Origin of the sequence: Halomonas sp. N3-2A, assembly GCF_002216165.1 — a bacterium.
Taxonomy (GTDB): domain Bacteria; phylum Pseudomonadota; class Gammaproteobacteria; order Pseudomonadales; family Halomonadaceae; genus Vreelandella.
This window is the reverse complement of record NZ_CP022286.1, coordinates 1,136,048-1,155,447: the sequence shown is the minus strand read 5'-3', so window position 1 is coordinate 1,155,447 and position 19,400 is coordinate 1,136,048. Positions and strand designations below refer to the sequence as shown.

Genomic DNA, 19,400 nt, shown 5'->3' with positions numbered 1-19,400 from the left:
ATTAGATTCCAAACTGGAATACTTATTCAGTAGCACCTATTAACTACCTAGTTAGAAATACCTGTTCAGGGAGTCGCAAGTGGATACTCAAAGCCTGCAAGCATTTCTGGCCGTTGCCGAAACCCAGAGCTTTTCCCGCGCGGCAGAACAACTGTATTTAACCCAGCCTGCGGTAAGCAAACGTATCGCTACTCTGGAAGACCAACTTGGCACCCGGTTATTTGACCGCATCGGGCGGCGCATTGCGCTGACCGAAGCGGGCAATGTATTACTTCCCAAAGCACAGCACATACTGTTTACCGTGGAAGACAGCCGCCGAGCACTCGCCAATCTTTCCGGCCAAGTAGGCGGTAAGCTAATGCTAGCCACCAGTCACCACATCGGCCTACACCGACTGCCCCCGCTTTTAAAGCAATACACTCACCGCCACCCGGAAGTGGCGTTAGACCTGCACTTTCTGGACTCAGAGCTAGCCTACCAAGGCGTGGTCGACGGCACGCTGGAGATGGCAATAGTCACTCTCGCCCCCCACCCCGTTGAACAGCTTCACGTGGTAGAGCTATGGCGCGACCGGCTGTGTTTTGTCTGCGCCACCGACCACCCACTGGCGCAGCGTACCCGCCACACCAGCAGCCCGCTCAGCTTGACTGAATTATGTGAATTCAATTGCGTGCTGCCAGGTGCCAAAACCTTTACCCGCACCTTGATTGGCCAACGTTTTGCCGAAGTGGGCCTACAGCTTCCCGTCAGCATGGCGACAAACTATTTAGAAACGCTGAAAATGATGTGTAGCGTGGGCCTGGGCTGGAGCCTACTACCTGAAAACATGATCGATAGCGAACTCATCGAGCTCAATGTAGACACCGCTCCCATCCAGCGCCCGTTGGGCTATCTCGTCCACACCAGCCGTACGCTTTCCAATGCCGCTAAAAAAATGATTGAAGAACTGGAAAGCACCCGCCACGCCACTCTCAACTAGCCGCACGCACCAATGTTGTGGGCACGCACCAATGTTGCGGGAAAGCGATACGCGGGCCTATCAATCACCCGCGAAGCGATGCCTGAACAATTACAAAGCGCTATCCGTCTCCACAACCTCTCGGATCACACTGCCCAATTCAGCTATCGCGCTATTTCGTTCTTCAAAGGATGCGTCAGTTTCGGTGATATAAAACGCCACAATGGTAGGCTCGCGCTCAGGCGGCCATATAACAGCGGTTATCGATCTTGAACCAAAACCACCGGCTCCCGTTCGATCTCCAATTACCCACTCATCAGGCATTTGTGACCTAAACAAGCCATCAGCCACTTCATTATTAACCAACCATTCACGCAGCTGGTTTTTCGACTGGGGCGATAACGCGTTTCCCACTACCAGCTTCTCAAGGTTACTTACCATTGCATTGGGCGTGGTGGTATCACGCTCATCATGTGGAGCAGCCTCGTTTAGCTCTGTCTCCCAACGGTCCAAACGCGTGACACTATCCCCCAAGTCTCTCACAAACGCCGTCACGGCCTGCGGTCCACCAATCGCCTGTAAGATCAGGTTAGCCGCGGTGTTATCGCTGGTTGTCATCGTCGCTTCGCAGAGTTCAAACAGCGATATTGCCCGGTTATCCGCATACGCTTCGGTAACGGGTGAATAGGTGACAATGTCAGAAGCAGATACTTTCACTTGTCTTTCGAGTTGCTCACTTCCTTCATCCACACGCTGCAGCAGCGATGCACACGCTAAGGTTTTAAAAGTGCTGGACATCGCGAACAGCTGGTCTGCGTTGTATTCCCAGCGCTGCCCAGTTTCCAGGTCATAGGCTGCAAAACCAACGCGTGCATCCAACTGCTCCTCTATACGCTCAACCTCTGTAAGCAAATTATCATCCTGAGCCATCAACACAGAAGGAACCGCTATTAAGCAAATCGATATAACCCAGCGCGAAACTCGTTGTTTGCAATCCACTTTCATCATCCTTTTAAAATCTATAATGAGGGTAGAAGGTGCCCGCCGCATACAGGGCCTGGAAGGTTTATTAATCGAGAGAAGTTGGCGGCTGGTCACTTACCAACCTTCCATACAACGCGGAATCAGAGACAACACCATTCACTTCCCATCGCTGCCGAAGCACCCCTTCTAGAGTAAAGCCAAGCTTCTCAAGCGCTTTCGCTGAAGCGTGGTTATCTGGGTCAATTTCAGCTTCAATACGACGAAGCCCCAGTGCATTAAAGCCATACTGTATCAAGGCTTCACCCGCCTCATTAATATAGCCTTTGCCCCAATAGCGTTGGCCTAAGCCAAAGCCGACCTCAGCACGCTTAGACTCTTTGTCATAACTAAACAGCATGCACTTACCCACCAGATCACTTGTTGACTTTAGATATATCCCAAGCACTAGTGACTCTTCACGCAGCATCGAAGCGTTGCTGACATCAACAAAATCCAAAGCGTCCTGAATATCTGACCAAGGTGCCGTATTCCAATATTTCATCACTTCAGGGGAAGAAAATATGTCTAGCAGGCTTTCTGAATCAGCGGCTGCTAATGGCCGCAGTGTTAGCCGTTTGGTTTCGATCACTGGGAAAAACAACCCTTCTGACATTTATGCCTCCTTTTTTGCATAACGCCGCCAACACGTGCAGCTTTACAAGCCGCAACGTAAAGCGGTTATCACACCTAAGCTATCTATATTGCACTTCCTATATTGCACTTTTCAGTGCCTCCAGGATAAAACCCGCTTTGGCAGCCGTATAGGCTTCTCTATCTGACTTAAATTCTGCCGCCCATAACCGCTTATTCTTCTCATACCGTTGGGCTAGCTCAGCATTGGTACGCAGTATGTTTCGAAATGCCAAGCGCTGATCCCATTCACGGCTACCGTAGACCATGAGGTGTAAGTGATGCGTCCTACGCCCCTTGGCCCACCGCATAAGCCAACGCCGACCAACTAGCGAAGCGTTGAACGCCATTGATGTTGCATAGCCTGCGCGGCACAACGGTTCCATTAATTTATCGGCACGTGACATCGAGTCCATTCCAGCCAAGATATCGATAACTGGCTTGGCAGAAAGCCCCGGTACGGCTGTACTCCCAACGTGTTCGATCGCCAAAAAATCATCTGGAAACAAATCAAAGAGACGCTCTCGCTCCTCCTCGAACATTCGTTGCCAGTTAGCATCATATGGAAAGATTACCACTTCCTCATTAATCGCCCTGTTAAGGGACTCTGCTTCATCCATCGTCACTATCCCTTGCACTATCAACCTGATCAAAAATAACCATGGCCATGTACACCCGTCCGATCACTGTGGCGATGTTATTACCACGCCTAAACTGAACGCTCATAGCGACAGACCTCGGTTATTTTCTGTGCGTCGTGAAGCCTAAGCGATAACGCTTTTGCCAACTCACCCGCCCAACTCACCGACACCAGAGGATGCCCAGAGGAAGAGCTGACCAGCACAATATCAATACTAGGCAGTGCCGGCATTTCATGGGCAGCATCGACTTCGACCAAATCACTCGGCAAGGAAGCCGTCGCCGCCGCAGTGATGGCCTTGCCCTGCCGAACCAGCCCCATCAAAGCTCCGGTATTGGCGCTGAGCGCCTTAATGCGGTAAGCGCGGCGTGTTTTGTTTAGGCCATCCAGAGCCGAGCTGTGAAATTTGCAGTCGGCTTCATACAGAGCCAAAGGCAACGCTTCGTGCTGCTGCCAGTCAAATTCCGGGTGCTGTATCCAGATTCCCTTATCAAGCATCAGTACATGGCCCTCATCACTGTTGGCCGCTCGCGTCAGGATAGCCAAGTCCAGCGCTCCCTCATCCAGCTGCTTTCTCAACGTGATGGTAGGCGCGCATATCAGCTGTAGCTGAACACTAGGGTGTTGATCATGAAGGGTATCTACCAACAAAGGTAGCAGGCTCTGGGCGTAGTCATCGGGGCTGCCAATACGCAACGTCGGTAAAGCGGCGCTCGATCTCAGTTGAACTAGCGCCTCATCATGCATTGCCAGCAATCGGCGAGCGTAGCTGACAAGACGTTTGCCCTCGTTGGTGAGCTCTAGATTGCGGCCTTCTTTAAAGAACAAGCTGCAGCCGACCTGCTCTTCCAGCCGCTTCATTTGCATGCTGAGCGCGGCCTGAGTTCGGTGCACCTGACGCGCGGCACGGGTAAGGCTGCCGGTATCAACCACGGCAATATAGGTGCGCAGGAGATCCATATCCATGTAACGAGGCCTCTATTCATCAGCCCCACTGATGGCTGATATCAGTACTATTCGTTTGTCGAACTTCGCGGAAAGCGAAACACTGTCCTCCATGGCTTGGGTGTGCATTCCAGACCGGCCACCCACGCGTTCAATTCACAGGAGACGACGATGATATTGCACGACTACCTACCCTCCGGCAACGGCTACAAAGTGCGCCTATTACTGAATTTGCTGGATAGAACTTATGACTATCGCCATTACGATATCGTGCATGGAGAAACGCGAACTCCAGCATTCTTGCAGAAGAACCCCTCCGGCAAGATTCCAGTACTGGAACTCGACGACGGCCGCTTTCTCAGCGAGTCGAACGCCATTCTCTACTATCTAGCCCAAGAGAGTGATTATTGGCCGGAAGATCGCTGGGACCAGGCCCAGGCCCTGCGCTGGATGAACTTTGAACAGTACAGCCACGAACCCAACATCGCCACACCGCGCTTCTGGCTAACTCACCTTGGCCTGAACGATGAACGCCAAGCACAGCTCGCAGGTAAACAAGCACTAGGGCGCGAAGCGTTAGCGCTTATGGACGATCACTTAGCAAGGCAGGATTGGTTCGTCGCAGGCCGCTACACCATCGCGGATATCGCTCTCTTCGCTTATACCCATGTAGCGGAAGATGGCGGGTTCACATTGGCGAATTATCCCAACGTTTGCCGATGGCTGGATCGGGTAGCGTCTCACCCGAACCACACTGCGATCATAGCGGAGTAGGTACGTTTCCATGCTGACAATTGCTTTGCTTAAAATTGCCCCAGCTCAACTTCATATCGCTTTCTATTGGCTGACACAGCCACGCTGTTAAAAATCGGGTTGTCGGCGATACCTTCAGTAGATTTCCTGTGATAATGACCAAGCGCTTTTTAGCGGTTTGCCGCCAAGGGGACAAAAAACCAGCTGCGCGTGCTTGGCCATCATGGGAAATCTCTTGATAGCCTAGTTCGCTAGGAGTGCCCTCAATGGCCTGTTGCGAGGGGCCACCATGATCGTGGTGCCGCTCCTCCCAATGAGCGATGGTTTTGAAGTGCAAACCTTATAGCAACTATAGCTTCAGCCCTGCATAAGGAGTTTTACCATGTCGATGATCGGCCAAAGTATCAGCATTGGTGAGCTAGCACGACGAACCGATTGCAAACCTGAAACAGTTCGTTATTACGAGCGTATTGGGCTACTGCGCGATGCGACACGAACCAACGGGGGGCAGCGCCGCTATGGAGACGACGCGGTGCGGCGTTTGACCTTCATTCGTCATGCCCGAGACTTTGGCTTTTCGGTGGAATCAGTGCGAGAGCTTTTGGCCATGTCAGATCAACCTGAGATGCCTTGCCAAGAAGTCGATGCCATCGCCACACATCACCTAAAGAAAGTGGAATCCCGCCTTCAGCGACTGTCCGCACTGCGTGAGGAGCTTCAACGAATGGTCACGCAGTGTGCCGGTGGCAAAGTGGAAAGCTGCCGAATCATTGAGGTCATCAGTGATCATCAGCTCTGTATCACTGAAAACTCGCATGGAGGTGCTAACGACTTGAGTTAGAACTAACGCTACGCCCCACGCCCAAGAAGAAATAAGCCGCTAGCATGACACCAGCGGCGGTCCCAAGGCTAAATCGCTAACACCAAGATTTGGTGCTTAGGTAAACAAGACGTGGAGCACACCAACAGCCGTCATCAAGCCTGCCACAAGGCTTACCAAACACCGCATGGTGGCAAGAGAAACCTCTTCCACACCTACTTACCTGTGTTGCAATAGATGAGTGATTACACGGCTCGGGTTCCAAAACGAAGCAAGCACACGTTCACATTACTTACAGTCCATACAACGTTGCTAAGCACAGATGGTTATAACTAGTTATACGAGATCGAGTCATACATAGACGCCGTACCGATAGCTTGTTCCAAGCGATTTCTTGCCTCGTAAAGTGATGTTTGATATTCACTTTGAGTCAGTTGTTCGCCTAGCATGATGCGTTGACCTTGGCCAAGGGGATCAACAGGTTGGTTATTGATCCTCACTTCATAATGCAGGTTGGGGCCAGTGGTGACCCCAGAGGCACCTACCTCTCCAAGCAGCTCTCCCGCGTTGATTAAATCCCCAACCACTAACTGGGAGGAGAATCGGCTAAGGTGTGTATAGCGACTAACGACCCCTGTGTCGTGCTCCACCTCAACCACCTGCCCATATCCCCCCTGGCGACCCATAAAGGATACGCGCCCAGGTGCGATGGCGATAACTGGCGTCCCCGCTGGTGCAGCCAAATCAATTCCATTGTGAGGGCGGACTCCTCCATACACAGGATGTCGTCGATTGCCAAAGCGAGAGGTTAAGCGAGCACTAAGCACGGGTAACCGCAACGTGCCTAGTAGGGTATTGCTTTTGAAAAGAGCAACATCACCCTTTGGGGTTTCTGGCCAGATAACCTCTAAGGGCTCTGTCTGGTCAGGAAGAGCAGCATAATTGAGGCGTGGTGGCCCAACACGGGCGCCGTCCTGGCGTCGATCTTCCTCCCACACTAATTGAATACGTTCGTTGCCTGAAAGCTCCAGCGGCGCTGCGATAAACTCGCTGAGCAGTATTTCTAATTTACTGGCGAATCGCGTAGGGACATCTTCTGCTGCTAAAGCCTCGTAGAGGGTGGTATCAATGATCACATCACGACCAAAGGTCAGGGTATCAACGCTATCAAGCGGTAAAAGGCCTTCTTGCTCGCTAGCCTTTTGTAAACTGACAAGACTATGTTTAGACGGTGGCAATGAAAGATGCGCTTGCCAATTAGCTTCCACTAGCAAGGGGTAAAACCCCACCAAGCTTAGTAAATACCAGCGCTGCATCACTGACCACCCTCTTTCTCAGAATTTTCAGCTACTTCACTCTCAACGGCATCAATCAGCTCTTGCATACCAAAGGGGTCTAAAGGTTGGTCATTGACAAAAAAGGTTGGTGTTTGGCGAATCTGATTAGCTCTGACATCCGCCATGTCTTGATCAATTACCGCCTGCACCTCAGCAGAGGTCAATTGTTTTTCCGCAGCCGCTCGATCAAGGCCCGCTTGGCTAGCGATATCGAGGATAGCAGATTCATCAAAGCTGCCATGCGAAGCCCATTGGTCCTGGTGAGCTAGCAGCCTCTCCAGTACCGGCTCAAAGACGCCCTGCCGACGGGCGGCTTCTAATACCCGAATGGCCTTGTCCGATACGTCGCCATGGAAAGGGGTGTAGCGCACGATAAGTCGCACTTTTTCTGGGTAGGTCTCCAGAATGCTTTTTGTCAGGGGATAGAAAGCACGGCAGGCTTCACAAGCTGGATCGAAGAACTCCACAATCGTCACCGGCGCATCTTCTCGCCCCAAGATGGGGGAATGTGAACGCACCAAGGAGTTGTCGGCCTGGGCGCCGCTCTCATTTGCTGCCTGAGCTTGTATGTCTAAGAGCGCAGGTTTCGATACAGCGACGATGGCAGTGGCCAGCATTAACGTGCTGGCCAAGATAAAAGACGCTTTCTTGAACATTTTTTCTCTCTTTTTTAGCAATGGGGTGGAAAGCCAAGTTGAAAAATAAGCCAATTACGCTGGGAGTAGGCCGCCCGCTACCAACTTGAGCCCAGAGCCAGCCTCGGTCTATCACTCATGCCCATATAGATTGGCATTTTGATGCGCGTGGTCGCTATGCTCAAACTCTAGGCTGGAATGAGCAATACTGAAGCGCGTTTTCAACTCCTCCTTGATCTCTGCTTTGACGGATTCAAGCTGCTGCCAACCGGCTTCTGTCAGAACCACGTGGCAGTCAAGGGCTACTGTATTTTCCTGCATCTGCCATAGATGCACGTGGTGAATATCCTGGACTCCGTCGATATCTTGCACCGCTTCAACGACAGCCTGCCCGTCAATGTTCGGGGGAGAACCCAGCATTAGCGTACGGATAGGACCACCAATTTCAGAGAAAGCGAGGTAAAGAATATATAGCGCAATTCCTATGGTGATCGCGGGGTCTACCCAGCGCATGTCATACAGCAAAATAAGCGAACCTCCGATAATCACGGCGATGGAAGCAAACGCATCCGATAAGTTATGCAGAAAAAGAGCGCGGATATTGACACTCTCTTTTTGCATTGACCAAGTGAGCACGGCGGTAAGAGCATCAACGACAAGCGCGACGCCACCAATAATCACGATCGTCCATCCCTCTATCTCAGGAGGATCGATCATCCGCATAGCGCCTTCGTAAATCAGATAGACGCCGACAATAATGAGGGTGGTGTAGTTGATGAGTGCTGCCACTATCTCGATGCGGCCATAGCCAAAGGTCATGTACGCATCGGCGGGCCGCCTGGCGATTTTACGAGCGGCAAAGGCAATAACTAGCGCTGCCATGTCAGATAAGTTATGTAATGCATCCGCGATCAGAGATAGGCTTCCCGCCATAACGCCACCGACAATTTGAGCGATGGTTAAGAGTCCATTGGCCCATATGGAAATGCTGACACGCCGGTCGCCAGAGGCAGGATCAATGTGGGAATGATCATGATAATGTCCCATCGGCTACTCTCTCTAGAACTATCTGTTCTCGGTACTATAAAACCTCTAGCAACTAAAGCTTCAACCCTTGCGCACTGTCTATCTGCACCGCTGGATTGGGAAGAACATCCGCTGCCTCAAGGTAAAGCCTTGTAACCTATTGAAAAATGAAAAAAAGTTGCTATGGATCATATTCTGCCCGCTGGGTTCAGACTCGTTTCAGATTAATACCGTATAAGAAAGCAGTGACAACAACTCTTGCCTGTGTGCGGCACAAAGGTTCTATGCTTTTAATTAACACCATGTTTTTAACAAAGGAGGCACAATGCCAAGGTCAACACCTACTACCTCTGCACGGGTTTACCGGATGAAAACCGCCGAGCATATGTGCCCGTTCGGTTTGAAAACGGTTGATCTACTCAAGCGTAAAGGCTTTGAGGTTGACGATCATACGTTAACCTCCCGTGATCAGATAGACGCGTTCAAGGCTCAAGAAAACGTCGACACCACGCCCCAGGTATACATCGGTGATAGCCGCATTGGAGGCTATGAAGAACTACGCAAACACTTAGGTTTGAACGTTTCCAATTCAAAAGAAAAGACTTATCGGCCCGTGCTGGCGATTTTTGCCGTCGCTCTACTAATAGGTCTATCGATTAGCTGGGCCGTCCAGGGTTCGTTTCTCACAGCGCGCATGCCGGAATATGCAGTGGCTACCGCTATGGTGCTACTTGGCCTACAAAAACTGCAGGATGTCGAAAGTTTCAGCAATATGTTTTTGAACTACGATTTGCTGGCTCAGCGCTATGTGCCCTACAGCTACGTTTACCCTATGCCGAAACACTAGCTGGCCTGCTTATGCTGGCCGGGGCATTAACCTGGTTCGCCGCGCCGCTTGCCCTCTTTGTTGGTACGGTAGGTGCCGTCTCTGTGTTTAAAGCCGTGTATATCGACAAGCGGGAGCTGAAGTGTGCCTGCGTAGGCGGAAACAGTAATGTGCCGCTGGGCTTTGTATCGTTAACCGAAAATCTGGTAATGATCGCCATGGGTCTGTGGATACCATTACGCATGTTGGTAAGTTAAGCCTACCTTTCTTACGCTAAAGCGTAATCTGGGGCAGATAATTAACTGGACTATATTCAGGTTGTATTCAGCTAATTCAACCAAGGAGGGACGTCGGCCCACGAATGCAGATAAAACGGCACCAAACGCATCTAGATAAACAGCACGGACGTTATGTCAACGCCCGCTCGACAACCTGGACATTGAATCCCTCTGATTCTTCGGGAGGCTCAAAGTAGCCCGTTACCATCCTGAAAACCTCCTCGGTATCGAAGCTCGCCCGCTCAGGCTGCTCCCTTTGGCGCTGTTTCAGCTGTTTTAGACAAACCTCGTCTTCTGCCATCACATAGTACAGTTCGTGGGGTATCCCGCGTGGCGAGTAGATATCCTTAAACCATGCCCTTTGCTTCCTGGTATTGCCGGGGAAATCTAGAACCACAGTGGTGCCTGCCAAAAGTATTTGCTCAACGTGTTCCCTAAGCAATGGCTTAAGGCGTGACGAGTAGCTGATGTAGTCGTTGAAATCGTTGATTTCGCCAGGAAAAAGAGCAGATAACCAGTCATCCTCTGAAAGCAGCACGGCGCCGCGCTCACGCGCAATGCTGGCAGACAGCGTGCTTTTTCCAGCGCCCATCTTTCCGCAGAAAAATATTAACGTTCCATAAGAACTCATTTCTTACTCCTTTAACTACGCCTACTGCGTTTCTAATCCCTGCATCCATAACAGGCTTAATTGCTCAGCAGAAATGCCTAAAGTCGCTGGCTGAGACGCAAGTTGTGTTCCAAAAATTCTCTCGGCCACCTGTCTTCCAACGGTTTGAGCTGAGGACGTCTTAACGATTCGCTGCTGATAAAAACTTGTCAGAACACTTTCCAACTCACCTTGCTCTCCCAAAAGCCTGACAAGATGCCACGCATCTTCCAGCGCTTGACATGCTCCCTGCCCAGATGTTGGTAAAGACGCATGGGCCGCATCTCCAATAATGACAACATTGTCTTGATGCCAATAAGGCAGGGGATCAAGATCATGAACAAAAATGCGATTGAGCGATGCTGCATCATAGAATTTCAGCACGTTGCGTACCGGGTCAGGCCAGCAGCGAAAACGCTGATGCAGCTCATCATACCAAGCAGATAAGGGCCGTTGTTTATCAATATCGGCATTCCATGCGCCAGCCCAGAAACATAGCCCATTATTCATAGGGACAATTCCAAACCGCTCACCCAAGCCACGAAAATCATGGATGGCGTTATCTAAAACACCTTCATTCAACTGACTGATACCAATGATATTAATGAATCCTTGATAACGGGGGCTCACCTTTTCGGCATATAGCGTGTGACGCACCACCGAATTCATTCTCCCATCGGCTCCTACCACCACGTCAAACTCTTGCTTTAATCGGTCAATATCCTGCGCCGTCATTGGGCAACCAAGGTGTATTTTTACCCCCAAATCATCCAACCTCTTGGCCAGTATGCCCATAAGATCACGGCGCAATATTGTTATACTGGAGAAGCCACTCCGCAGGTTCACTTCCTCAATATCAAGCTCACCCTGCCAAACGCCAAATTGATCAAACTGACGCATTAAACGGGGAGCACCACCCAGGTGTTTTAGCTCTTTTTCCACCCCCATCTGTTGCAGAACAAAAATTGCATTTGGCCATAAAGTCACGCCAGCACCAATGGACGAGACCTTACTGTCACGCTCATACACGCTCACTTGATAGCCTTGTTGTGTGGCGAGTATTGCCAGCGCTATTCCAGCAACCCCTGCACCAACAATGGCAATACGATTAGTGTTTTTCATCGACCCTACCTCAATAGTTAAATTCGGTAGAGATTGTCACAAAGCCACTCTCGGGGATAAACACGCTATTATTGCGTTATTAATCCCATTTTATGAGAGAATCTATGATTGAAAAAATCGAGCTTCAATGGCTACTGAGCTTTCAGGCGGTATATGAACAGCTGAGCTTTAAGCGTGCAGCGGAGCAGCTTCAATTGCCAACATCCAATGTCAGCCGCCATGTCGCGTTATTGGAGCAACAACTTAGCTTGCGACTATTGGAGCGCACCACCCGCAAGATGATACCAACCGCTGCAGGCAAGCAACTTTATCAAGCTATCACGCCGCTCACACGAGCAATGAATGACGCACTTGAAGAAGCCTCACTGCATGGTGACTCTTTATCCGGCCACCTTAAGATCATCATGCCTGACCTCCCCTTTCTGGCCGAAATCACCGCAAATTTTTGCCTCCAGCATCCTCAAATACAACTAAGCTGCGACACCCAATTAAACCCTTCGGAAGGCTTGTTAGAAGGGTTCGATCTAGTATTACGTTTCGGTAGAGGGCCATTGGAGGATTCTGGCTGGGTCGCTAAAGAAATCCAACGCTGGCCGAGTTGCGTAGTTGCCGCGCCGCAGCTTCTTGAGCATCACCGATTGCCGAGCTCACTGGATGAACTGAGCAAAGCGCCCTGCATTACCAGCCTGTCTGTCCTGCAAGGCATGCCCTGGCGATTCAAGCATAACCAGACCATTCAGGTGCAATCCAGCTATAAGGTCAACAGTGGCTACATGGCTAAAGCTGCCGCGCTGAAGGGACTTGGCTTTGCTATTTTACCCACTCATGCATGCCAAGCAGATATAGAAAATGGATCGCTTATCAAGATTGATCTTAACTGCCAGCCAGAGGATCTCGTGTTATATGCGTTTTACTCGGGAAAAAAATACCCGCTGGAAAAAGTGAGAGTATTTTTGGAACACCTAAGATTAGCAATTGTGGATCTTGATTCAGATGGAAATAAAGTCTCGTGATGACCTCCTCTATATCAGCTTCCACCTGCTACTCAACGTCAGCCTGAAGACATATGCATGGTAGTTACGCTTATAGCCGCACCCTAAAGCCTGCGACTGGGCTACCATCATAAACGATGCGAGGAACAAGCGTCCGGCGGCAAATTGATGGCATTGCCAGCACCGCGACTACTCTTCAACCTCTTGCAAATTCTCTAATGGAACCCACCCTGATTCTTTGCTGGTAGATTTTTCACACCATAGCCATCCATTCAAAATTCTTGCGCCAGTTAGTCGCTCACCTTCCCGCACATTAAGCTCTCTAGCTGTGTAGTCATCAAGTGCACGCCCCACTGAATTTCCTAGTCGCTCAATAACTTGCCCAGGCACCCAGCCTGGTTCCTGCCCGGGAGAACTGCAGAAAAACCAGTTATCCCACTCTTCAGCTCCCTCATACTCCTCGCCAACAACAAGAGGGTCACCTTTTCTGAAAGTGATTGGGTTAGGAAACTCACTTTCATGTGAACTAACAACGAGATATTCCTTGATGCTCATATGGCTCTCTAACTCTGATTAACGCCCATTTCAGATATGCGAACTTGTGAGCATTACAATGGCCGCAGGTCGCGCATACCTCACCTTGCTATGACTCACTCACCCACTTTGAATAACTGGCACGCTCAATATCCACAACCTCGACGGTTAACGAGCAACGTGGAAGCTCAAGTGTTTGCAATTGCGCTAATACCGATCTTGAAAGCATTTGCTTTTGGGCAAGGGTTCTACCTGACAGAATTTTTAACACCACATGCACAAACTCAGACGTTGCCTGCCCCGTCAGGTAGCTTTGGTAAGCGATTGATCTGACTTTTATATCACTACCATCTGCCTCAAATAGCGCTGACGTCATGGCACCTGAAAATACCAATGGTAATATCAACTCACCGTCCAGTGATGCGGAATGCTCAACAATGCAATGTGGCACGAACTACTCCAAAATATAAACCCCAAGGAACTGCCGCCGCCATTACTGCGCTTGTCAGGGCAAAGGCTTTGAAAGGCGGAACGAAAAGTTTCCATAGCCCAATTCTCTATAGAAATTTAAAGCGTCCGCATTGAACTCCATTACCTCTAGCTTGATATCCTCAGCACCTTTCTCTTTTGCATAAGTTTCAGCAGCAGACATAAGCTCGCGGCCTAGCCCCCTTCCACGATGGCTTTCGGCCACTACTATTGTGGCTACGTGCCCACGGGGCCGAGAAGTCAGAAATGGGTATGGCGTTGAAGTTGATACCGACACAGCCACGACGCCTGTTAATACGCCATTGTCCTCCGTCACGAAAACCGCAGAGTCACCCACATTCATGAATCCCCGCCAATATGGCTCATCACGATTACTTCCATCTGGCTTCGCAAAGTCATGCGGCATATGCGAATAGTGAATGCTATTGATCTCATTAGAAAGCTGGAAAATGGCTTTCAGATCAGCTTCCCTAGCTTTACGGACAGGCAATTTACGACTTCCTTGTTCTTCTATAATAAGCTTAGCGGCGCGAGGAACAAGCACCTCGTAACCACAGTCAGCGAACAGCTGTGTCTAGTTAAGTTTTGGCCGTCCAGACGTCAAACTCATCGCCATTGATGATAATTGCTTGCGTATTACTAATTGGGCAAAGGTCTATTTTTTCATCATAGCTAGTGATTATGCTTTCAACGACTTGCTTGAAAGGAGCGTTGGTATGGTGTGGTACCGGATAAAAATCAACCATATTTAATGATGAAAAAGAGACTACACTAGGTGCCGCCGTGAAATCGTCCATGTCTTTCACATATTCGATGTTAGGTGACATAACGATAGAGCCTGCAGACTCTCCGATATACATTTTCCCTGAACTTATTTGTTCCTTTATGATTTTATCTGCACCAGTTCTCTTCAATTCTTGAAGTAAAAAGAAAGTATTTCCACCAGTGACATAGATATAGTCATTTTTTTGAAGCTTGCTGTTTATCTCTTCACTTGGAGCAGTTGAAATCTCAAGCTCATCAACAATTAGCCCACACTTCTCGAGTGCTTCTCTGCCTGCGGCCACATAAAAATTGACCTCTTCGACTAGACTTGCAGTAGGAATGAACGTAACCGTTTTTCCTACACATTTTGCGCTGGTAAATTTCACAAATAGATCGGCAACATCTACGAAAGATGAAGTTAAAAACATGTTTTTCATTCGACTTCCTTATTGTCTAAATGCTGTCATTATAGAGGCTTAACAGGCTGTAGAAAATCCATTTCCGAGCCCTATCTACCACCTTCCATGTTGGTTAGTTTTGGGTAAAGATCATTGCGATACTTCGGATGGAAAACCGATAAGTCTAACTTTTATTCGATCAGGTAATGTAGCGTGCGCTCAAACATACCTAGGTAGAGGTGTGGACGGTTCGCAACTCCCGCCCACATTACCTGGTTGAAGTGCCGGCGCTATTTACCTGCGGCGCACGAGAGGCTCGACGATTAATTGCGGCGTGCCATCCGACGTCTTTTGTGGTGACCGACCTTCTTGATCAATGACGCCCCTAATACGACGGCGCATGTTGGAGAAGCTCGCAAATTGGACGGTATCGATTGGCTGGTCCAGCTGTATCGAAAGCCTATAGCTTTTTCCCACCTTAGATATCGCAACAATCCGGCCGCTAAAATTTTGCCCCAGGTACTGGCCACGAACCTCTTCATGGATATTGAAGGGCGTTGGTTCGGCACCTGACAGCCGAGCATAAAGCGTGTTCCAGTCCCGCACCCCGTTTTGCTGGGCGATGAGCTCCAGCGCTTGAGCGTGACTAATCTGTGTTCCTGCAGCGGCAAGCGCTTGGCGCAGCGATTTTGCCTGCGCCTTGGCTTCCGCGAGCGTTTTCAGGCTCATGTCGGTTCTCCCTGTATTGCCAGCCCGAATCCGGAGCCGGTGGTATGCCGTTTCAGGCTGGCAATCACGATGACAACTGCAAGACTAGCCATGAGGCCATCGGCAATTGGAAACGCGAACCAAATCGCCTCGGCGTCTTTGGTGAACCCAAGCGCAACAATCAGTGCCGGACTCAGTAAGAAAGGTTTGGTTAACGTCAGAATCGCTGCTCTCCCCGGCTGTCCCACCGCTTGAAAATAGAGCGCTAGTACTAGAAGCGGACCAACGACGAAGTAAAAATACATCATCGGACGCAGGATCGCTCCCACTTGGGCCACTACGACGGGTTCCCGGACAAAGCCCGCCCCAATATAGTGGCTGCTGCCGAGCAGAATGATCTCAACTGCAACGCAATAAAACAGTGCTGTGCCGAGTGCGAGTCGCAGTACAGCATCCGACCGAAGGTAGAGCCCCGCGCCGACATTGTTCCCGACAATACTCTGGGTTGCGAGCGCGATAGCCATCAAGGGTAGAAAGATGAAGCTGAAGATCCGAGTGACGATCCCGTAGGCCGCGATAGTGTCGGCATAGCCAACCTCTGCTGTCAGCCGCAGGGTTGCGATCAGAGTCGCCGAGACAAGCGCGATACCGATGAAGCTGAGACTGAGAGGTGCCCCAAGGGCTAGTATAGGGCGCCAGCCCCCAGACCAGCGATATCTGCCGAGCGATGAAAGCGGCAGTAATCCGTCTCCACGCACACGCAGGCCAATCAATAGCCCCAAGCCCAGGCCCTGGGCTAGCACCGTGCCCCAGGCTGACCCGGCGACGCCGAGGTCAAAAATAACGATCAGCACATAGTTCAATGCAATATTAGCAAGCGTCACCCCAACCGACATTAGCGCAATGAACCCCGCCCGGCCCTCATTGCGCAATGCATCCGCATGCAGCCCAAGCAGGAACTGTAACGGCGTCGCATAGATCATGATCGATAGATAAGTGTGGGCCATCCCAGTGATGCCGTTCTGCCCATCCGTCAAGTAGCCAACGGCGGCACGCCCTCCTACCAGGAAGATCACGATCAGAGTGAGTGAGATACAGAGTGCCAACCCATGTGCTCGGGTGAAGACTGCCGCAGCCTGATCTCTTGCGTCCGCGCCCAGGTGACGGGCCAGAAGACTCGACATACCACCGCTGACAAGAGTCGACAGGGCAACGGTGATCATAAAGGCCGGAAAGACGATGCTGACGGCAGCTAAGGCATTGGTGCCGACGAAGTGCCCTAAAAAAGTGGCGTCGACAACATTCAGCAGCCCGTTCATTGTCATGACGAGCATCATTGGAAATGCATTAGCTAAGAAAGTTCGCCCTATGGGGGCAATCAAAAAACGATTGTCAGGTGAGTGTCGGGACGACATCATTCACTCCTCAAATGAGGCATTTCGTTCTTGATGGGGGCCTGCATTGCCCACCTACGAAATGCTTCGAGAGTGAGTATGTTCGTACCGTCGGGCTTCACCGTGACTTGCGTCTGCAGGCGGCAGGTGCCCGATACCTTTAGCCGCAGACTTTAGGACCTTACCAACGCATATGTCAAGCAGGAAGGCATCAGCCTAGTCGTAACGAGATATCTAGCTTTGAAGTGTTTATAGCCCTACCTCCTCGAGGGTTAAGGGGCAAATAATAACGCCCGAAGTATCCGCCTGCCTTTGCTTGTTATGTGTTTTTCAACTTCTGATACGCGTAGAAGCAGATTGAATCACCCACAAAGTTGATCATGTTTGAATGGTACTCAGTATGGAATATTTTCATACCTTCATTCTCACCGTAAAACAGCGCCATTCCAATATATGCTTTTTCACTAGGAACGTAGAAGCGGCTGACTATTTCATAGTGTTCAGCTATCAACTTTTGAACACCTTCATTGCTAGGATCAGCAGCATCTACATGAGAAACCATCTTTTTATAAAGAACGTCCCAGTCAGAATGTACTTTAGCTCGATCTACATGAGACCAGTTATTCGTTTCCGATAGACTCTTTGTTTGTTCTTCGCTCAATGCGACTCTACATTCTTCGCGAAATTTTTCACTTAACTCATTTATGTACATACTTTCCCTATTTCCAATAAAGTAAAAACGACCAATTCAGATTTTCACATAATACTCGCCATCATACGCTTATCGATTGCATGAATTTTATTCTCATTGAGCCTTCTCACTTGACTCAGTTTTCTTAGCTAAGCTAAAAGATGCTTCTACGTCCGGCCACACTTGGCCGAAATATTCAAAACACCCACCTTCACTATGCACTAAATTGCCTTATCAAGCCTGAATAACTAAACCATCTATGAGGGGAAGCTTTATGGTCATTCAATCCGCGAGCTTGACCATTATCACTCACAAACTATCGAAAACTTGGAAGTTCTATGAAGCTCATTTCGGCGCACGTCCAGTTTTCGACTGTGGTTGGTTTATATCTGCCGAGTCAGCTCATCAAGACCTTCTCCATGACCGGCCCGAAAACCCAAAAACCGGGTTTCGTCCGCACAAACGATCAGATTCATAGATGTTAAGCCTTTGCTATCAGATACGATCCGGCTCCAACCATTAAACCACCAGCCGTCACTTTAACTGCTCGTTCTGCTCTATGGTTAATGACAAATGACGCAACGGCCCCCGCGAAATATGCATAGCCTAATTTGACACCACCCACGGCGACTATGGTTATCATCGCAATTGCTGCGATATCCAATGTCCGGATAGTGGCCAAATCAACAAAAGTAGGGAACAAGCTCGCGTAGAAAAATATAGCTTTTACATCACCAAGAGTGAGGAGTAGGCCAGAGAAAAAGCTTGCTGATAATTTCGATGCTGACCGGCCGGAATACTCCACCTGCAATGGAGCTTTCGATCTCATGAGACTTATACCAAACCAGATCAAATACGCGCCTGCCAAATACCTCAATATCAAGAAAAAGCTACCCACAACGTCTGCCAGCGCAGTCATCCCTAAAACAGCTAGCAATACAAAGATAAGATCACCGACTACAATTCCCGCCGCCACGGCACAGCCGTTCGAGAATCCGGCAGAAGAAGCGCGAGCAACGACCAAGGCGACACTAGTGCTGGGAACTAGCGCTAAAGCTGACATCACTGTAAACAGAGCTAATATTTCGACTAAACTCATAGTAATTCCTGGGCTTAACGCCGATCAGCACGCGCGGCTACGAAATGGAGGCGCAGACGTTTAGTAGCCGTCGCGGTGGTTAGCAGTGTTAGAACAAATCCAGTGCCTGTTCAGTGCGAAGAATAGACGCATACTCTCCATCCAGGTTGGCGAGAGACATAGCATGAACCTCGCTTGCAGACCGCAGGACACCTGAATAATCCGTTTTTGGGAAGGTGAATGTACCGTCCGCCACGACATATACTTTGAGCCCGAGATTACCTGCCGTGCGCGCAGTCGCCTCCACCGAATTATTGGTGCTCACCCCGACTATCACCACTTGCCGTATGCCCCGCACATGCAACCATCTTTCGAGCCCTGAATGAACGAACGCATCTGGGACATTTTTCTCCACTACGTGCTCGCCAGCTAGCGGCGCCAACGCCTCTTGAAACTCTGCGCCAGGCTGACCCGGCCAAAATGGAGAGCCGGGAGTTCGAGAGATATGTCGAATGTGGATGATCGGGAATCCGCTCTTTCTCCATGCAGTCTGCAGATACTTGATATTGCTTTCGGCATCTGGGTTGTTCCGTTCTCCAACAGCCGGACTGCTCATGCCCTTCTGCATGTCGATAATTAAAAGGGCGACGGTTTCTTTATTCATGAGTTTTCATCTCTAACGCTGTGCTCATCAGTAAATTAGAAGCGT

At 50.0% G+C, this 19,400-nt stretch carries 24 protein-coding genes; 6 read left to right on the top strand and 18 right to left on the bottom strand.

Annotated elements, in window-relative coordinates:
- The first annotated feature begins 79 nt into the window (after positions 1–79).
- Entirely contained in the window at positions 80–979 is a 900-nt protein-coding gene (locus tag CEK60_RS05395; protein ID WP_089038159.1) for a LysR family transcriptional regulator, read from the top strand.
- A gap of 90 nt (positions 980–1,069) precedes the next feature.
- Here CEK60_RS05395 and bla read toward each other — a convergent pair whose 3' ends face one another.
- The 4 genes from bla to CEK60_RS05375 form a co-directional block, all read right to left on the bottom strand.
- Positions 1,070–1,963 carry a class A beta-lactamase gene (gene bla, locus CEK60_RS05390; protein WP_089038158.1) on the bottom strand — a complete coding sequence of 298 codons (894 nt, stop codon included), beginning with the start codon at positions 1,961–1,963 and terminating at the stop codon, positions 1,070–1,072.
- 64 nt (positions 1,964–2,027) lie between these two features.
- Positions 2,028–2,594, bottom strand: a complete 567-nt coding sequence (locus CEK60_RS05385; RefSeq protein ID WP_089038157.1) for a GNAT family N-acetyltransferase — start codon at positions 2,592–2,594, stop codon at positions 2,028–2,030.
- A gap of 97 nt (positions 2,595–2,691) precedes the next feature.
- Positions 2,692–3,231 (bottom strand): GrpB family protein, encoded by a 540-nt coding sequence (locus CEK60_RS05380; protein WP_089038156.1) that lies wholly within the window; start codon positions 3,229–3,231, stop codon positions 2,692–2,694.
- Positions 3,232–3,320: 89 nt separating this feature from the next.
- Positions 3,321–4,217, bottom strand: coding sequence for a LysR family transcriptional regulator (locus CEK60_RS05375; RefSeq protein ID WP_089038155.1), 897 nt, complete (start codon positions 4,215–4,217; stop codon positions 3,321–3,323).
- A gap of 150 nt (positions 4,218–4,367) precedes the next feature.
- Here CEK60_RS05375 and CEK60_RS05370 point away from each other — a divergent pair, with 150 nt between their 5' ends.
- Both CEK60_RS05370 and CEK60_RS05360 read left to right on the top strand, forming a co-directional pair.
- Positions 4,368–4,970: a glutathione S-transferase family protein gene (locus tag CEK60_RS05370; RefSeq protein WP_089038154.1), complete on the top strand. Its 603-nt coding sequence runs from the start codon at positions 4,368–4,370 to the stop codon at positions 4,968–4,970.
- A 361-nt stretch (positions 4,971–5,331) separates the two neighbouring features.
- Positions 5,332–5,790: a MerR family transcriptional regulator gene (locus CEK60_RS05360; protein WP_089038152.1), complete on the top strand. Its 459-nt coding sequence runs from the start codon at positions 5,332–5,334 to the stop codon at positions 5,788–5,790.
- Positions 5,791–6,101: 311 nt separating this feature from the next.
- On the opposite strand, the gene CEK60_RS05355 is transcribed toward CEK60_RS05360, so the two are convergent.
- The 3 genes from CEK60_RS05355 to CEK60_RS05345 all read right to left on the bottom strand — a co-directional run bounded on the left by CEK60_RS05355 (position 6,102) and on the right by CEK60_RS05345 (position 8,788).
- The gene (locus CEK60_RS05355; protein WP_089038151.1) at positions 6,102–7,085 is read right to left on the bottom strand and encodes a M23 family metallopeptidase; all 984 of its coding nucleotides are present in this window, start codon (positions 7,083–7,085) and stop codon (positions 6,102–6,104) included.
- Entirely contained in the window at positions 7,085–7,762 is a 678-nt protein-coding gene (locus CEK60_RS05350) for a DsbA family protein (protein ID WP_089038150.1), read from the bottom strand. Before CEK60_RS05350 ends, CEK60_RS05355 begins: the two co-directional genes overlap by 1 nt.
- A gap of 111 nt (positions 7,763–7,873) precedes the next feature.
- Positions 7,874–8,788, bottom strand: coding sequence for a cation diffusion facilitator family transporter (locus CEK60_RS05345; protein ID WP_089038149.1), 915 nt, complete (start codon positions 8,786–8,788; stop codon positions 7,874–7,876).
- A 304-nt stretch (positions 8,789–9,092) separates the two neighbouring features.
- Between CEK60_RS05345 and CEK60_RS05340 the strand changes: the two genes are divergently transcribed.
- Positions 9,093–9,614, top strand: coding sequence for a glutaredoxin domain-containing protein (locus tag CEK60_RS05340; protein ID WP_446718653.1), 522 nt, complete (start codon positions 9,093–9,095; stop codon positions 9,612–9,614).
- A gap of 11 nt (positions 9,615–9,625) precedes the next feature.
- On the top strand, positions 9,626–9,850 hold the full coding sequence (locus CEK60_RS23000; RefSeq protein WP_446718652.1) for a hypothetical protein: 225 nt from the start codon (positions 9,626–9,628) through the stop codon (positions 9,848–9,850).
- Positions 9,851–10,001: 151 nt separating this feature from the next.
- Here CEK60_RS23000 and CEK60_RS05335 read toward each other — a convergent pair whose 3' ends face one another.
- Both CEK60_RS05335 and CEK60_RS05330 read right to left on the bottom strand, forming a co-directional pair.
- On the bottom strand, positions 10,002–10,502 hold the full coding sequence (locus CEK60_RS05335; protein ID WP_089038148.1) for an AAA family ATPase: 501 nt from the start codon (positions 10,500–10,502) through the stop codon (positions 10,002–10,004).
- Between the two features lie 21 nt (positions 10,503–10,523).
- Positions 10,524–11,642 carry an FAD-dependent monooxygenase gene (locus CEK60_RS05330; protein WP_089038147.1) on the bottom strand — a complete coding sequence of 373 codons (1,119 nt, stop codon included), beginning with the start codon at positions 11,640–11,642 and terminating at the stop codon, positions 10,524–10,526.
- A gap of 104 nt (positions 11,643–11,746) precedes the next feature.
- Here CEK60_RS05330 and CEK60_RS05325 point away from each other — a divergent pair, with 104 nt between their 5' ends.
- Positions 11,747–12,655, top strand: a complete 909-nt coding sequence (locus tag CEK60_RS05325) for a LysR family transcriptional regulator (protein ID WP_089038146.1) — start codon at positions 11,747–11,749, stop codon at positions 12,653–12,655.
- A gap of 168 nt (positions 12,656–12,823) precedes the next feature.
- Here the strand turns inward: CEK60_RS05325 and CEK60_RS05320 are convergent, their stop codons facing one another.
- The 9 genes from CEK60_RS05320 to CEK60_RS05280 all read right to left on the bottom strand — a co-directional run bounded on the left by CEK60_RS05320 (position 12,824) and on the right by CEK60_RS05280 (position 19,355).
- Positions 12,824–13,189, bottom strand: coding sequence for an SH3 domain-containing protein (locus tag CEK60_RS05320; RefSeq protein WP_089038145.1), 366 nt, complete (start codon positions 13,187–13,189; stop codon positions 12,824–12,826).
- Between the two features lie 88 nt (positions 13,190–13,277).
- A complete protein-coding gene (locus tag CEK60_RS05315) occupies positions 13,278–13,619 on the bottom strand; it encodes a 5-carboxymethyl-2-hydroxymuconate Delta-isomerase (RefSeq protein ID WP_089038144.1) in 342 nt (113 codons plus the stop codon).
- A 54-nt stretch (positions 13,620–13,673) separates the two neighbouring features.
- On the bottom strand, positions 13,674–14,201 hold the full coding sequence (locus tag CEK60_RS05310; protein WP_157698002.1) for a GNAT family N-acetyltransferase: 528 nt from the start codon (positions 14,199–14,201) through the stop codon (positions 13,674–13,676).
- A 34-nt stretch (positions 14,202–14,235) separates the two neighbouring features.
- Positions 14,236–14,859, bottom strand: a complete 624-nt coding sequence (locus CEK60_RS05305; RefSeq protein ID WP_089038142.1) for a peptidase E — start codon at positions 14,857–14,859, stop codon at positions 14,236–14,238.
- Positions 14,860–15,114: 255 nt separating this feature from the next.
- The gene (locus CEK60_RS05300) at positions 15,115–15,549 is read right to left on the bottom strand and encodes a glyoxalase superfamily protein (RefSeq protein WP_089038141.1); all 435 of its coding nucleotides are present in this window, start codon (positions 15,547–15,549) and stop codon (positions 15,115–15,117) included.
- Positions 15,546–16,943 (bottom strand): MATE family efflux transporter, encoded by a 1,398-nt coding sequence (locus CEK60_RS05295; RefSeq protein WP_089038140.1) that lies wholly within the window; start codon positions 16,941–16,943, stop codon positions 15,546–15,548. Before CEK60_RS05295 ends, CEK60_RS05300 begins: the two co-directional genes overlap by 4 nt.
- 298 nt (positions 16,944–17,241) lie before the next feature.
- Positions 17,242–17,634, bottom strand: a complete 393-nt coding sequence (locus tag CEK60_RS05290; protein WP_089038139.1) for a TipAS antibiotic-recognition domain-containing protein — start codon at positions 17,632–17,634, stop codon at positions 17,242–17,244.
- Positions 17,635–18,094: 460 nt separating this feature from the next.
- Positions 18,095–18,712 (bottom strand): LysE family translocator, encoded by a 618-nt coding sequence (locus tag CEK60_RS05285; RefSeq protein WP_232471476.1) that lies wholly within the window; start codon positions 18,710–18,712, stop codon positions 18,095–18,097.
- An 88-nt stretch (positions 18,713–18,800) separates the two neighbouring features.
- Positions 18,801–19,355 carry a cysteine hydrolase family protein gene (locus CEK60_RS05280; protein ID WP_089038138.1) on the bottom strand — a complete coding sequence of 185 codons (555 nt, stop codon included), beginning with the start codon at positions 19,353–19,355 and terminating at the stop codon, positions 18,801–18,803.
- Positions 19,356–19,400 lie beyond the last annotated feature (45 nt).

What these genes read in the sequence shown, in the direction of transcription:
- CEK60_RS05325 (WP_089038146.1), top strand. Translation starts at nt 11,747, where the DNA reads ATGATTGAAAAAATCGAGCTTCAATGGCTACTGAGCTTTCAGGCGGTA.
- CEK60_RS23000 (WP_446718652.1), top strand. Translation starts at nt 9,626, where the DNA reads ATGCTGGCCGGGGCATTAACCTGGTTCGCCGCGCCGCTTGCCCTCTTT.
- CEK60_RS05320 (WP_089038145.1), bottom strand. Translation starts at nt 13,189, where the DNA reads ATGAGCATCAAGGAATATCTCGTTGTTAGTTCACATGAAAGTGAGTTT.
- CEK60_RS05330 (WP_089038147.1), bottom strand. Translation starts at nt 11,642, where the DNA reads ATGAAAAACACTAATCGTATTGCCATTGTTGGTGCAGGGGTTGCTGGA.
- CEK60_RS05360 (WP_089038152.1), top strand. Translation starts at nt 5,332, where the DNA reads ATGTCGATGATCGGCCAAAGTATCAGCATTGGTGAGCTAGCACGACGA.
- CEK60_RS05385 (WP_089038157.1), bottom strand. Translation starts at nt 2,594, where the DNA reads ATGTCAGAAGGGTTGTTTTTCCCAGTGATCGAAACCAAACGGCTAACA.
- CEK60_RS05345 (WP_089038149.1), bottom strand. Translation starts at nt 8,788, where the DNA reads ATGGGACATTATCATGATCATTCCCACATTGATCCTGCCTCTGGCGAC.
- CEK60_RS05350 (WP_089038150.1), bottom strand. Translation starts at nt 7,762, where the DNA reads ATGTTCAAGAAAGCGTCTTTTATCTTGGCCAGCACGTTAATGCTGGCC.
- CEK60_RS05295 (WP_089038140.1), bottom strand. Translation starts at nt 16,943, where the DNA reads ATGTCGTCCCGACACTCACCTGACAATCGTTTTTTGATTGCCCCCATA.
- CEK60_RS05370 (WP_089038154.1), top strand. Translation starts at nt 4,368, where the DNA reads ATGATATTGCACGACTACCTACCCTCCGGCAACGGCTACAAAGTGCGC.
- CEK60_RS05305 (WP_089038142.1), bottom strand. Translation starts at nt 14,859, where the DNA reads ATGAAAAACATGTTTTTAACTTCATCTTTCGTAGATGTTGCCGATCTA.
- CEK60_RS05340 (WP_446718653.1), top strand. Translation starts at nt 9,093, where the DNA reads ATGCCAAGGTCAACACCTACTACCTCTGCACGGGTTTACCGGATGAAA.
- bla (WP_089038158.1), bottom strand. Translation starts at nt 1,963, where the DNA reads ATGAAAGTGGATTGCAAACAACGAGTTTCGCGCTGGGTTATATCGATT.
- CEK60_RS05380 (WP_089038156.1), bottom strand. Translation starts at nt 3,231, where the DNA reads ATGGATGAAGCAGAGTCCCTTAACAGGGCGATTAATGAGGAAGTGGTA.
- CEK60_RS05335 (WP_089038148.1), bottom strand. Translation starts at nt 10,502, where the DNA reads ATGAGTTCTTATGGAACGTTAATATTTTTCTGCGGAAAGATGGGCGCT.
- CEK60_RS05280 (WP_089038138.1), bottom strand. Translation starts at nt 19,355, where the DNA reads ATGAATAAAGAAACCGTCGCCCTTTTAATTATCGACATGCAGAAGGGC.
- CEK60_RS05355 (WP_089038151.1), bottom strand. Translation starts at nt 7,085, where the DNA reads ATGCAGCGCTGGTATTTACTAAGCTTGGTGGGGTTTTACCCCTTGCTA.
- CEK60_RS05300 (WP_089038141.1), bottom strand. Translation starts at nt 15,549, where the DNA reads ATGAGCCTGAAAACGCTCGCGGAAGCCAAGGCGCAGGCAAAATCGCTG.
- CEK60_RS05285 (WP_232471476.1), bottom strand. Translation starts at nt 18,712, where the DNA reads ATGAGTTTAGTCGAAATATTAGCTCTGTTTACAGTGATGTCAGCTTTA.
- CEK60_RS05375 (WP_089038155.1), bottom strand. Translation starts at nt 4,217, where the DNA reads ATGGATATGGATCTCCTGCGCACCTATATTGCCGTGGTTGATACCGGC.
- CEK60_RS05290 (WP_089038139.1), bottom strand. Translation starts at nt 17,634, where the DNA reads ATGTACATAAATGAGTTAAGTGAAAAATTTCGCGAAGAATGTAGAGTC.